The sequence below is a fragment of the Novosphingobium sp. BF6 genome, from assembly GCF_058273105.1.
In genome coordinates this window covers 1,569,933-1,582,738 of sequence record NZ_CM177775.1, presented here as the reverse complement: position 1 = coordinate 1,582,738, position 12,806 = coordinate 1,569,933, and the positions used below count along the sequence as shown (strand labels likewise).

Below are 12,806 nucleotides of genomic sequence, written 5' to 3'. Positions count from 1 at the left end.
CTATGCATCGACCCGCGGCAGCTTGAGCTTTACCAGCAGACCGCCGAGATCCTCGCTTTCGTCGAGTTCCACGGTGCCGCCATAGATTTCCACGACATCGCGCACGATGGCAAGGCCCAGCCCGGTGCCGGGCTTGCCGGTATCGAGTCGGGCGCCGCGGTCGAAGATGCGGATGCGTTCGGCCTCGGGGATGCCCATGCCGTCGTCCTCGATCCAGACTTCGCAGAGCGGCGCGGCGCGGTCCGGATCTACCGTGACGAAGACGCTGCCGCCGCCGTACTTCGCCGCATTCTCGATCAGGTTGCCGAGGATTTCCTCAAGGTCCTGCTTCTCCAGCGCGACCACCGCCTCGCGGTTGCCGTCGAGATCGAGGCGCGCCTGATCGTAGAGCCGCTCGACCGCGCGCAGCACGGCTTCGAGGCTCGGCCAGAGTTCCGCGCGTGACTGGCCGACCGCGCGGCGGCCGACCGCGCGGGCGCGCGCCAGATGGTGATCGACCTGACGCCGCATGACCGCCGCCTCGCGGATGACGGTATCGGAAAGGTCCGGCGCCTTGGCGGTGGCGGCGTTCATCACCACCGTCAGCGGGGTCTTGAGCGCATGGGCTAGGTTGCCCGCATGGGTGCGTGCTTCCTCCGCCTGGCGTTCGGTATGGGCGAGCAATGCGTTCAGTTCCTCGACCAGCGGCTGCACTTCCTGCGGCAGCGGTTGGGTGACGCGGCTGGCCCCGGTCGTGCGCAGCTTCTGGATCGCGCGGCGCACATGGCGCAGCGGAAACAACCCGTACCATGTCTGCATCCCCGCCATCAGCAAGAGGCCGAAGCCCAGCGCGACGAAGCTGTAGACCAGGATGCCGCGCACCATCTTGAGCTGTTCGTTGAGGTCCGCGCGGCTGGCGGCCACCGTGAACATCCACTTCGAATCGCTGCCCGGCAGGATGATCGAGCGCTCCATGACCCGCAGCGGCTCGCCGGCGAACTGGTCGCTGTCGTAGACGTGCGGCTGCGCGTCGAAGTGGTCGGCGGGCACGTTCAGCGTGCGGTCCCACAGCGAGCGCGAAGGGAAATCCTCGTGCCCCTTGGCACGGATCTGCCAGTAGAGGCCGGAATTCGGCTCCAGAAAACGCTGGTCGCCGAGCGGGCGGATGAAGAACACTTCCCCGTCCGGCCCGATCTCCGCCGAGCCGATCATGCCGGCCAGCATGTAGCCGAGCTGCTCGTCGAAATTGCGCGAAATGAGGCCGGTCAGCGTGCGGTCCAACGCGAGGCCGCCGACCAGCAGCAGGATGAAGATCCACCCTGCCGCGATCAGCATCATGCGCCGGGCCAGCGATCCGGTGTTGGACGCCTTCATGCGCGGGCCGACCTGATTCAGGGCCTCCTCTTCGCGCACGTCTCCTTCCTGCACCTGACCACTCCCGGCGTTTTCAGCCCCCAATCTTAACCCCGACCGGGTTCTGCGGGGTCGTCGAGGCTGTAGCCGAGGCCGCGAATCGTCGTGATGACATCGGCACCCAGCTTCTTGCGGATGCGGGTGACGAAGACCTCGATCGTGTTCGAATCGCGGTCGAAGTCCTGATCGTAGATGTGCTCGATCAGTTCGGTGCGGCTGACCACCTTGCCTTTGTGGTGCATCAGGTAGGACAGCAGCTTGTATTCCTGCGCGGTGAGCTTCACCGGCTCGCCGTCGAGCGTGACGCGGCCAGAGCGGGTGTCGAGGCGGACCTCTCCCGCAGTCAGTTCGCTGGAGGTATTGCCCGAGGCACGGCGGATAAGCGCGCGCAGGCGGGCGATCAGTTCCTCGGTCTGGAACGGCTTGGCAAGATAGTCGTCGGCGCCGGCATCGAGGCCCGCCACCTTGTCCGACCAGGAATCGCGCGCGGTCAGCACCAGGACCGGGAAATTGCGCCCTTCCCTGCGCCACATGCCGAGCACGGTCAGCCCGTCGATCTCGGGCAGGCCGAGGTCGAGGATGACGGCGTCGTAGTCTTCGGTCGAACCCAGGAAGTGGCCGTCCTCGCCGTCGACGGACAAGTCTACGGCATAGCCGGTCTGCTCCAGCGTGGTCTTGAGCTGGTTGCCGAGCGTGGGTTCATCCTCGACGATCAGGATGCGCAATTCGGTCTCTCCCTAAAGTGGGGGCTGCATGGAACTTCCGAAATGGGACCGGGGTCCCGGAGCGTCAAGCGACGGGAACCGGCTTGGTTCCAGTGCTTCCGCTTCGCTGTTAGCACTAGGCGTTCAAATATGAACGTAAAGATGAACAAGATCCGTTCATCCCCACCTCAATATGCCCAACTAACGCGACTGGCCGATCACACGGCCCGTCCGGGCGTCGACATCCACGAAGAAGACCTTGCCGTTGCGGATGAACTTCAGGCGGTAAGCCATGGCGGCGGAATCGAATTCCGGGCCGAGATACTGCATCCCCGACATGCGCGGCAGCACCTGCCGCTCGATATCGGGCAGGGAGAGAACATTGCCCGCCCGGCGTTCACGGCGCACTTCGCCCTGCTCGCCGCCGGGATCGGCGGCATGGGCGGTAAGCGACGGTCCGACCATGCCAAACGCGGCAAATGCCAACGAGGCTGCGACCGTCAGAGAGGAAAGGGACTTGTTCATAGCGACTTGCTGCCTAACCCTCTGGCCTTGAACAAGTCCTGAATGTGGCGCGAAGGTGGCACCGGCTTTCGACTGTTGCACGAATCCCACATGCCTCAGTCCGCCTTGCCAGCCCCCCGCTCTGCCCTGTAGGGCGCCGGGCATGGCACTTGCACCAATTCTCAGCTGGGAAAACCTCGGCCTGATCCAGGGCTCCGGCTGGCTCTTCCAGGACCTCGACATCAACATCGCTCCGCGCGACCGGCTGGCCCTGATCGGCCGCAACGGCGCAGGCAAGACGACGCTGCTCAAGCTGATCGCCGGCACGGTCGATGCCGACAAGGGCACGCGCTCGGTCCAGCCCGGCACCCGCGTGGTGACGCTGGAGCAGGACCCGTTCTTCACCGGCTTCGACACCCTGCTCGATTTCGCCATCCACGGCGACGACGCCCCGCAGCAGCACGAAGTGGAAGCCATCGCCGACCAGCTCGGCATCGACCTTTCGCGCGAGGCCAAGAGCGCCTCGGGCGGTGAGCGCCGCCGCGCCGCGCTCTGCCGCGCGCTTGCTTCCGAGCCGGACCTGCTGCTGCTCGACGAGCCGACGAACCACCTCGACCTTGCCGCGATCGACTGGCTGGAATCCTGGCTCCAGCGCTACAACGGCGCTTTCGTGGTCATCAGCCACGACCGTACTTTCCTGACCCGCCTGACCAACGCCACGCTCTGGCTCGACCGCGGCGGCCTCCGCCGCCGCGATATCGGCTTCGGCGGCTACGAAGCCTGGGAAGAGGAAGTCTACGCCGAGGAAGCGCGCGCGGCCCAGAAGCTCGACGCCAAGCTCAAGATCGAGGCGCACTGGCTGGAGCGCGGCGTCACCGCGCGGCGCAAGCGCAACCAGGGCCGCCTTGCCAAGCTCTGGGAAATGCGCGCCCAGCGGGCCTCGATGATGGGGCCGCAGGGTGCCGCCAAGCTGGCCGTCGTGGCCGACGACAGCAAGACCAAGTCGGTCATCGTCGCCGAACATGTGACCAAGAAGTTCGGAGACCGCACGGTCATCAAGGACTTCAACTTGCGCATCCAGCGCGGCGACCGCATCGGCGTGGTCGGCGCCAATGGCTCGGGCAAGACGACGCTGCTCAAGATCCTGATGGGCGAACTTCAGCCCGACGCGGGCAAGGTGACGCGCGCGGCCACGCTCGACGCCACCGTGATCGACCAGCAGCGCAGCCGGATGAGCCCGGAAATGCGCATCCGCGACGTGCTGGCCGAAGGCGGCGACTGGATCGACGTCGTCGGCGTGCGCAAGCACATCCAGGGTTACCTGAAGGACTTCCTGTTCGACCCCGGCCTGGTCGAGGCGAAAGTCGGCACGCTCTCGGGCGGCGAACGCTCGCGCCTGCTGTTCGCCCGCGAGTTCGCCCGCACCTCGAACCTGCTGGTGCTCGACGAGCCGACCAACGACCTCGACCTCGAAACGCTCGACCTGCTTCAGGAAGTGATTGCGGACTACGACGGCACCGTGCTGATCGTCAGCCACGACCGTGACTTCCTCGATCGCACCGTCAACGTCACGCTCGGCCTCGACGGCTCGGGCCATATCGACGTGATCGCGGGCGGCTATGCCGATTGGGAAGCCAAGCGCCGCGAACGCACGAGCGCGGGCAAGGCGAAGGCCAAGGGCGAAACCGCCCCGCCGCCTCCGCCGATGCCGCCCAAAAAGGGCAAGCTTTCCTACAAGGACCAGCGCGACTACGAACTGCTGCCCAAGAAGATCGAGGACCTGGAGGCCGCAATCGTGCGCGACGAGGCGGCCATGGCCGACCCGGCGCTCTACACCCGCGATCCGGCGAAATTCGCCAGCCTCTCCGCCGCCGTCGAAAAGGCGCGCGGCGAGAAGGATGCCGCCGAGGAGCGCTGGCTGGAACTCGCCGAACAGGTCGAAGGGTAATGAAAGGCCGGGGCGAGAACCCCGGCCTTTTTCCTCACTTCCCCTTGAGACGCTCGGCGATGCGCTCGTCCACCCGCTTGTCTAGCATCGAGAGCGGCATCACCCCTTCGGCGAGAATGGCGTGGAACCACGGCAGGGTGAAGCCGTCGCCCAGCGCCGCCTGCGCTCGCTGGCGCGCCTTGACCCAGGCGGTGTGGCCCATCTTGTACGAACAGGCCTGCCCGATCATCGTGCAGTAGCGCTCAACCTCGCGCAGCGAGCGCGGGCGGGCGAAGCCGACGGTCTCGACCATGTAGTCCGCTGCCTTCTCGCGGCTCCAGCGATAGTGGTGGAGGCCGGTATCGATCACCAGACGCGCGGCGCGGAACAGGTAGCTCTGGAGATAGCCCGCGCGCTCCAGCCCCGTGTAGCCGCCCAGTTCGTCGGCAAGCTGCTCGGCATAGAGCGCCCAGCCCTCGCCATAAGCGGAGATGAAGCTGTTCTTGAGCAGCATCGGCAATTCGCCCCCGGTCTGGGAATAGCCGCCCTGGAGGTGATGGCCGGGCACGCCCTCGTGATAAGTCAGCGACGGCAGGGTGTACTTAGGCCAGTCGCCCACGTCCTTGAGGTTGATCCAGTAGATCGCCGGGCGTGAGCCATCGAGCGGCGCGCGGTAGTAATAGCCGTTCGAGGCGCCGTCCTGAATCTCCGGCGGCACGCGTCGGATTTCGAGCGGCTGTTGCGGCGGATTGTCGAAGACCTGCGGCAGCTTCGCGTACATCTGGCGAATGCCCTCGTTGAGCGCCGCTATAAGCTCGCTGCGCCCGGCATCGGTGTTCGCGTAAAGCTGGTCCGGCCGCTTGTTCAGCGCATCGAGCCGGGCGCCGACCGCGCCCTGGGTGAGGCCGGTGGACTTCAGGATCGTGTCGAGCTGCGCGGTGAGATCGGCGACCTGTTCGAGGCCGATCTTGTGGACGTCCTCGGGCGAATAGTCGGTCGTGGTCGCCTGCTTCAGCGCTTCGGCATAGATTTCATCGCCCTGCTTGAGACGCCAGGCGCCGTCGCCCGCCGCCGTGGTCGGACGCTGCGCCTTCAGCAGTGCGATCTGCCGGTCGAGCGCGGGATGGACCTGATTTTCGAGAATGGCCGAAGCCCGCGCCGCCCAGTCGCCGGCGATGCCCTTGGCCGCCGCCCGTTTGGCCAGCGAGGTTACAAGGCCGCTCTCGACTGCGGGCGTGTCGCGCAATTTCGCCATCTGCCCGAGCGCCAGATCGAGCGACCAGCCCGGCGCCACCACGCCCCGCGCACCGTATTCCTTCTGGAGTTGGGTCTCGTCGTCGAGCGCGGTCCTGAAGGCGGAAAGGCGCGCGAGATAAGCCTCGGCGTCATCCTTGTTCTCGATCGTGTGGCGGCTGTCGAGGAAATCGGGTAACGAGAAATAAGCGCCGCCCTGCTGGGTGATGAGATAGGGCCGCTGGGCGCTTTCGAGGTCGAACTTGTCCTGCGCCACCACCCGCTGGCGCAGCTGATAGAGCGCCAGTTCTCGGTTGCGCCGCCCCGCCTCGCTGAGCGGTGCGGGATCGACTTTCTCGACTTCGGCGATCGCCTTGTGCCCAAGCGCCAGATCGGCAGTGCGGCCCTTGGTGCTGCCGTCGGACAGGCGGGACTTCAGACCCGCATACTTGCCCTTGTCGAGGCCGAGCGAGCTGGCCATTTCCGGGCTTTGCGCCAGCGCGTCGTAGAACAGACCGTCGAGCTTCGCATAGAACGCCGTGTCGGCGGCGGTCCCCGTCGTGACAGCGGCAATCGAATGGCGGGAAGCAAGCAGGCTCCAGGCCAGACCGGCGCCTGCCGTGGCCATGAATTCGCGACGGTACATTCTGTTCTCCCGGGATGCGGTGGTGACACCGAAGGTGCCGCTCCTTTCGCGAGACCGCAACGAAACTCCGGTGCCGAAACGGATTAATTCATAGGGAGCCGAAGTCTTGTGCGAACAGCCTCCAGAATGGCACCATGACGGGACTTGGAAAACCAGAACGGTTATGCGAGCGCATTCAGGATGATAAACCGTATTCGCGACATTCGCCTGCAGAAGGGCCTGACCCTCGCCGACGTCGCCGCCGCCTGCCTGCCGCCGACGACTGCGCAGACCATCGGGCGGCTGGAGACCGGCACGCGCAACCTCTCGCTCGCCTGGATGAATAGAATCGCAAAGGCGCTGGATATCGAGCCGGAGCGCCTGCTGCGCAGCGAGAGCGAAGTGCCCGCCATGGTCATGGCGGTGCTCTCCGAAAGCGGTGCCGACAGTCCGCGCAGCCGGCGCGAAGCCATCCTGCCGAGCGATCTTGCCGCCGATACGCCGTGGATGGTGATGGAAGTCGAACAGTCCTGCGGCGAGTACCGCGCCGGGGATCAGGTCTGGCTGCGCCAGTCGCCGCCGCAGGATGCGCCGAAGCTGCTCAACCGCGACGTTCTCGCCCCCCTGCCCGGCGGCCGCTTCGCATTCGGACGCCTGATCGACGGCAGCCGCGAGCGGCTCGCCCTGCTGCCCCCGACCAGCGGCCAGTCCGTCGCCAGAGTGGAACATCCCCAATGGCTGGCCGTTGCGGAAATGCTCGTCAGAAAGCTCTAACCTTCCGCCATTAAAGGCAACTCATGCGCATCCTCTCCATCGCCACGCTGTTTCCCAATCCGGTGAAGCCGTCCTTCGGGATCTTCGTCGGCAACCAGATGCGGGCGATCGTCGCAGCAGGCGACGTGGACCTCACCATGGTCAGCCCGATCGGCGTGCCGCCCTGGCCGCTCTCCCGCCGCCATCCCTACGACAAGCTGGCAGCTATCCCGGAGCGCAGCGAAGTCTCGGGCCTGCCGGTGCTCTATCCGAAGTTCACCCTGATCCCGAAGATCGGCGGCGACAGCAACCCCGCCCGCATCGCCCGCGCCGTGCTGCCGCTGGTGCGCAGCCTCCACGCCGAGCAGCCCTTCGACCTCGTGGACGCGCAGTTCTTCTTTCCGGACGGCCCCGCCGCCGCGATCGTCGCGCGCGAACTGGGCCTGCCGCTGACCATCAAGTCGCGCGGCGCCGATATCCATTACTGGGGCCAGCGTCAGGCCGCGCTGAAACAGATGCAGCAGGCCGCGCATCAGGCTGCCGGAATGCTGGCCGTCAGCCGTGCCCTGCGCGAGGACATGGTCGCGCTCGGCATGCCGCGTGACCGCATCGGCGTGCATTACACCGGCCTCGACCGCGAGCGCTTCCACCCCATCGAGCGCGGCGCCGCCCGCGCGCTCGTCTCGGCCATGCCCAATCTCGGCATCTGGCCGGAGGGGCCGCTGATCGTCACTCCCGGCTCGCTGATCCCCCGCAAGGGGCAAAGGCTGGTGATCGAGGCCCTCGCCCGGCTTCCGGGCGCCCACCTCGCGCTGGCGGGCACGGGTGAGGACGAAAAGCCCCTACGGGCCCTCGCCGAGCGGCTGGGCGTCGCCGAGCGGGTGCAGTTCCTCGGCCTCGTCGGCCACGACCTCCTGCCGCATGTGCTCTGCGCCGCCGACGTGCTGGTGCTGCCTTCCGCCAGCGAGGGTCTTGCCAATGTCTGGATCGAGGGACTGGCCTGCGGCACCCCGATCGTCATCCCCGATATCGGCGGCGCGCGCGAGGTGGTGCAGGATGATACCGCCGGACGCATCGCCGCGCGCACCCCCGAAGCCATCGCCGAGGCCGTCGGCGACATCCTCGCCGACCCGCCGAGTCAGGCGGAAGTGTCCGCCCATGTCAGCCGCTTCTCCTGGGGCGTCAATGCGCAGAATCTCGTCTGCTTCTGGCGCGACGTGCTGGCGGGCGAAGCGATCACCGCTGCCGCCTGAAGCAAAAAAGGGCCGCTCCTTGCGGGAGCGGCCCTTTCGTTTTGAACTATCGCTACCTTCAGGGCCGCGCGCCGCCTTCGCGGGCGAGACGGTCCTGACGGTCGATATCGGTTTCCGTCTTCACGAAAGTATCCGATTTCACGCCCAGCCAGATCAGGATCGGCGCCGACATGAAGATCGAGCTGTAGGTCCCGATGAAGATGCCCAGGGTGATGGCGGCGGTGAAGCCGAAGATCACGTCGGGGCCGAGGAACAGCAGCGACACGAGCATGATGAGCACCGAGAGCGAGGTCGCGATCGTGCGCGACAGCGTCTCGTTCACCGAGAGGTCGAGCAGCTCGTTCATCGGCATGCGGCGATGCTTCTTCATGTTCTCGCGGATACGGTCGTAGACGACGATCTTGTCGTTCAGCGAGTAGCCCAGCAGCGTCAGCAGCGCGGCGACGATGTTGAGGTCGAACTCCATCTGCGTCAGCGAGAACATGCCTACGGTCAGCAGGATATCCTGCACCAGCGCGAAGAGTGCGCCGACCGCGAACTGCCATTCGAAGCGGATCCAGATGTAGATCGAGATGCAGATCATTGCCAGACCGAGCGCGAGCATGCCCGTGTGGAACAGCTCGCCCGAGACCTTGCCCGAGACCGAGTCGACGCCGTCGACGCGGGCGTCGGCGAAGTCCTGGCGGACCTTGGCAGTGATCTTGCGGGCCATGCCGTCGGCCAGCTTCGGATTGTCCTCCGAACCTTCCGGCAGCTTCATGCGCACCGAGACTTCGTTCGGCTTGCCGAAGGTCTGGATCACCGGCTCACCGAAGCCGAGCGCCTCCACGCTGTCGCGCAGCTTGCCGGCAGGCGCGGTGGCGCTCTGCTCGAAGGTCACGCGGATCATCTGGCCGCCGACGAAGTCGACGCCGAGGTTCAGCCCGTGGGTGAACAGCAGCACGATCGAGGCGGCCATCGCCAGCAGGTTGGTGATGAAGAACGGCCACTGCCAACGCAGGAAATGGATGTTCGTGTGATCGGGAATGAGCTTGAGGAGCTTCATGCGCCAGTACCTTTATACGTTCAGGTCGCTGGGACGGGCGCGACGCAGCCAGCCCGCAACCCACATGCGGCTCATCGTGACGGCGGTGAACACCGACGTGACGATACCGATCATCAGCACGACCGCGAAACCGCGAACCGGGCCCGAGCCGAAGGCGAACATCAGCACGGCGGCGATCGAGTTGGTGATGTTGGCGTCGAAGATGGCGCGGCTCGCCTCCTTGTAGCCCAGTTCCACGGCCTGCACGACGCGGCGACCGCGATGGCGTTCCTCGCGGATGCGCTCGTTGATGAGCACGTTGGCGTCAACCGCGGCACCGATGGTGAGCACGAAACCGGCGATGCCCGGCAGCGTCAGGGTCGTGCCCAGCACCGCCATGATCCCCAGGATCATCAGCACGTTGATGAACAGCGCGACGTTCGCATAGACGCCGAAGCGGCCATAAGTGAAGAAGATGAACAGCATCAGCAGCACGGTGCCGACGCCCATGGCGACGACGCCCTTCTGGATCGAATCGGCGCCGAGGTCGGGACCAACGGTGCGTTCCTCGACGACGGTGAGATCGACCGGCAGCGCGCCCGAACGCAGCGCGATGGCAAGCTGGGTGGCCGACTGGACGTTGAAGCTGCCCGAGATCTGCGCGCTGCCGCCCAGAATCGCCTCGTGCATGGCAGGCGCCGAAAGCACCTTGCCATCGAGGATGATTGCAAAGCGCTTGCCGACGTTCTCGCTGGTCAGCCGCGCAAACTTCTCGCCGCCCTGCTGGTTGAAGGTGATCGAGACGACGGCGGCATTGGTCTTCGGGTCGAAGGCCTGCTTGGCATCGGTCAGTTCGTCGCCCTTGATGCCGCCGAGACGCTTGACCGCAAGGACCGGAACGCCGCCCGCAGCAGGATCGTTGGGATTGGCGTAAGGCACGATCTCGTCGCCCGGCGGGACGATGCCCTTGGCAAGGTCGCTCGGCACGGCGGTCTCGTCGACCAGCTTGAACTCGAGCTTGGCGGTCTGGCCGAGCAGGTTCTTCAACGCCTGCGGGTCCTGAAGTCCGGGAACCTGCACGTCGATGCGGGTGCCGCCGAGGCGGCGGATGTCCGGCTCCTTGGTGCCGAGCGCGTCGATGCGCTTGCGCACGACTTCGACTGCGGTCTCCATCGCATTGCTGATCGCCAGGTCGATGCCCGCCTGGGTCGGCACGAGGATGAAGCGCGTGCCGTCCTGCACCGTGATGTCCCAGTCGCGCTGGCCGGTGAGGCCCGCACCCGAGGTCAGCGGCAGGATCGCCTCACGCGCGGCATCGACTTGCGAAGGATCGCGCACGGTGAAGGCCAGCTGGCCGCCGGTGCTGGAGAAATCGCCGATGGCGATGGTCGGGCTGGCCTGCCGCAGGCGCGTCCGCACGGATTCTTCCATGCCTTCGAGGCGCTGCTGCACGACCTGCTGGCGGTTGGCCTCCAGCAGGAGGCGGCTGCCGCCGGCAAGGTCTAGGCCGAGATTGATCTTGGGCTCGGGCAGGAATGCGGGCCAGCGCGCATTGGTCAGCGAGACCAGCGAGGGCACGGCGCAAAGGGCGATGACGATCGTCAGGCCCCAGTACCAGAGCTTCTTCCAGGTGGGAAATTCGAGCATAGCCTGTGGCTTCTCTCCGAAAGAGCGCCCGGTCCGGGGCGCTCCATGCAGTCTGGCATGGCCGGAACGACCCGGCGATGCCGGAAAATCAGTCGTTTGCGGGCTTGGAGCCGGCCGGCGGGATCACGTCGACGATGGTCGACTTGACGGCCTTCACGACCACGCCCTGCGCCAGCTGGACGTCGGCATAGTTGTCGTCGATCTTGACGATCTTGCCGACGAGGCCGCCTCCGGTCAGCACTTCGTCGCCCTTCTTGAGCGCCGAGAGCTTGTTCTTGTGCTCCTTCTGCTGCTTCATCTGCGGACGCAGGATGAGGAACCAGAAGATCACCGCCATCGCCACGAACGGCAGGTACTGAATCCATGCCGGAGGCGCGCCCGCAGGAGCGGCGGCGGCGAGCTGGTTGAGAATCGAGCTTTGCATTGAACTGAAGGGCCTTCTCGTCTTTTCATCCCCGGCGCGAATCGCGCGCCGCATCCGATCTGCGACACGCCTCGCCGGGAAAATCCATTCAAGGACTTTGCCGGATGGGCGCGGTTAGCAACAAAGCGAAGAACTGGCAACGCGCGGCCTTCCGGCCCTGCCCGCCCATCCCCCGCGACATGCCCGCAGATAAGTATCCACAGGCGCGCTTCAACCGCGATGAAGAAAGTCTCATCGAGACGCTTGCGCTCTCAAAATATGCTGCCTATAGGGCGCCCTCCGGTCGGGACGTAGCGCAGCCTGGTAGCGCATCACACTGGGGGTGTGGGGGTCGGAGGTTCGAATCCTCTCGTCCCGACCAATGAAAAATGCCGCTTCCTGCCTCGCGCAGGAAGCGGCATTTTCGTTTCTGCGGTCTCCGTATCGATCGGCGTACACCTGTTGGCCGCGCCTCCATCGGATCGCCTGCGCGAATCGCGCCGCCAGAATGGGAGAATGCGATGACCCCTGAAAATTCCAGCCCCAACCACGAGCGAAATGCCGCCATTTACGTTGCCGTGATCGACGGCGCGACCTTTGGCGAACTGGCTCTGCGCTACGGCATCAGCAGGGTCCGCGTGCAGAAGGCCTACGCCCGCGAACGCACGAATGCCTGGGAAGCGCGCAAGCGAGGGGAAACCAGCTACCTGGATCGCCCTATCCCACGGGATGTCTGACGCTTTCCGAGCGCCGACCTCAAGTCGTTTACTTGAAGCCGCACAAATATCCATCAGCGATACGCGAATGGAATCGACGCTCTTTCCCGGCCGCCAGCCAGCGCCGGAAGTTCTTGACTGAACAATGCAGCAGGGTCATTCGGAGCAATACTTCGAGTCAAGAAGCAGGGGGTGCAGATGAAGTTCACGCTTGCCGCGATCGGCCTCGCTTTCGGCGCCGTCGCCGCCTCGCCGTCCATGGCGCAGACTTCGACCTGCTACCGGCTCGGCAATATCGCCTCCTGCTCCGTCCAGCCGAACAGCGGCGAAAATCCGATCCAGCAGCGCCACGCGGGCTTTCAGGAAGTCGATCGGCTTCACAAGGAGAACGAGGACCGCGAAGAGGCTCAGCGACAGCAGGGCCTGCGCGAGGAAGTCGGCGCGCTGGTGGCGGACGGGCGCTGCGCCGATGCCCGCAAGACCGCACTGAAAGCGGGCGACTTCGCGCTAGCCGATCGCGCGGACGAGATGTGCGCACCGGCCAAGAAACGGTGACGGCCAGGAAACGCTGACGGGGGCGCATTTTCCTACATCGACGGCTTCGGTTATCTGGTTGCGGGCCACC

The 12,806-nt window shown here is 65.7% G+C and carries 12 protein-coding genes and 1 tRNA gene; 6 read left to right on the top strand and 7 right to left on the bottom strand.

What is annotated here, in order from left to right:
- The 3 genes from AC4D6D_RS07855 to AC4D6D_RS07845 form a co-directional block, all read right to left on the bottom strand.
- On the bottom strand, positions 1 to 1,353 hold the full coding sequence (locus AC4D6D_RS07855) for a sensor histidine kinase (protein ID WP_491327221.1): 1,353 nt from the start codon (positions 1,351 to 1,353) through the stop codon (positions 1 to 3).
- An 86-nt stretch (positions 1,354 to 1,439) separates the two neighbouring features.
- On the bottom strand, positions 1,440 to 2,117 hold the full coding sequence (locus tag AC4D6D_RS07850) for a response regulator transcription factor (RefSeq protein WP_147219799.1): 678 nt from the start codon (positions 2,115 to 2,117) through the stop codon (positions 1,440 to 1,442).
- A 180-nt stretch (positions 2,118 to 2,297) separates the two neighbouring features.
- Positions 2,298 to 2,621 (bottom strand): PepSY domain-containing protein, encoded by a 324-nt coding sequence (locus AC4D6D_RS07845; RefSeq protein WP_147219800.1) that lies wholly within the window; start codon positions 2,619 to 2,621, stop codon positions 2,298 to 2,300.
- A 142-nt stretch (positions 2,622 to 2,763) separates the two neighbouring features.
- Here AC4D6D_RS07845 and AC4D6D_RS07840 point away from each other — a divergent pair, with 142 nt between their 5' ends.
- On the top strand, positions 2,764 to 4,548 hold the full coding sequence (locus AC4D6D_RS07840; protein WP_491327169.1) for an ABC-F family ATP-binding cassette domain-containing protein: 1,785 nt from the start codon (positions 2,764 to 2,766) through the stop codon (positions 4,546 to 4,548).
- A gap of 34 nt (positions 4,549 to 4,582) precedes the next feature.
- Here the strand turns inward: AC4D6D_RS07840 and AC4D6D_RS07835 are convergent, their stop codons facing one another.
- The gene (locus AC4D6D_RS07835; protein WP_491327168.1) at positions 4,583 to 6,406 is read right to left on the bottom strand and encodes a DUF885 domain-containing protein; all 1,824 of its coding nucleotides are present in this window, start codon (positions 6,404 to 6,406) and stop codon (positions 4,583 to 4,585) included.
- A gap of 180 nt (positions 6,407 to 6,586) precedes the next feature.
- Between AC4D6D_RS07835 and AC4D6D_RS07830 the strand changes: the two genes are divergently transcribed.
- A complete protein-coding gene (locus AC4D6D_RS07830) occupies positions 6,587 to 7,159 on the top strand; it encodes a helix-turn-helix domain-containing protein (RefSeq protein ID WP_147219803.1) in 573 nt (190 codons plus the stop codon).
- Positions 7,160 to 7,182: 23 nt separating this feature from the next.
- Positions 7,183 to 8,391 carry a glycosyltransferase gene (locus AC4D6D_RS07825; protein WP_491327167.1) on the top strand — a complete coding sequence of 403 codons (1,209 nt, stop codon included), beginning with the start codon at positions 7,183 to 7,185 and terminating at the stop codon, positions 8,389 to 8,391.
- A gap of 58 nt (positions 8,392 to 8,449) precedes the next feature.
- On the opposite strand, the gene secF is transcribed toward AC4D6D_RS07825, so the two are convergent.
- The 3 genes from secF to yajC all read right to left on the bottom strand — a co-directional run bounded on the left by secF (position 8,450) and on the right by yajC (position 11,486).
- On the bottom strand, positions 8,450 to 9,436 hold the full coding sequence (gene secF / locus AC4D6D_RS07820; RefSeq protein ID WP_147219805.1) for a protein translocase subunit SecF: 987 nt from the start codon (positions 9,434 to 9,436) through the stop codon (positions 8,450 to 8,452).
- A 12-nt stretch (positions 9,437 to 9,448) separates the two neighbouring features.
- Entirely contained in the window at positions 9,449 to 11,062 is a 1,614-nt protein-coding gene (gene secD / locus AC4D6D_RS07815; RefSeq protein ID WP_147219806.1) for a protein translocase subunit SecD, read from the bottom strand.
- A gap of 88 nt (positions 11,063 to 11,150) precedes the next feature.
- A complete protein-coding gene (yajC, locus tag AC4D6D_RS07810; RefSeq protein ID WP_147219807.1) occupies positions 11,151 to 11,486 on the bottom strand; it encodes a preprotein translocase subunit YajC in 336 nt (111 codons plus the stop codon).
- Between the two features lie 284 nt (positions 11,487 to 11,770).
- Here yajC and AC4D6D_RS07805 point away from each other — a divergent pair.
- The 3 genes from AC4D6D_RS07805 (at position 11,771) to AC4D6D_RS07795 (ending at position 12,736) form a co-directional block, all read left to right on the top strand.
- Positions 11,771 to 11,847 (top strand) — tRNA-Pro (locus AC4D6D_RS07805).
- 139 nt (positions 11,848 to 11,986) lie between these two features.
- Positions 11,987 to 12,202 (top strand): hypothetical protein, encoded by a 216-nt coding sequence (locus tag AC4D6D_RS07800; protein ID WP_147219808.1) that lies wholly within the window; start codon positions 11,987 to 11,989, stop codon positions 12,200 to 12,202.
- A 177-nt stretch (positions 12,203 to 12,379) separates the two neighbouring features.
- Positions 12,380 to 12,736 (top strand): hypothetical protein, encoded by a 357-nt coding sequence (locus AC4D6D_RS07795; RefSeq protein ID WP_491327166.1) that lies wholly within the window; start codon positions 12,380 to 12,382, stop codon positions 12,734 to 12,736.
- The last annotated feature ends 70 nt before the right edge of the window (positions 12,737 to 12,806 follow it).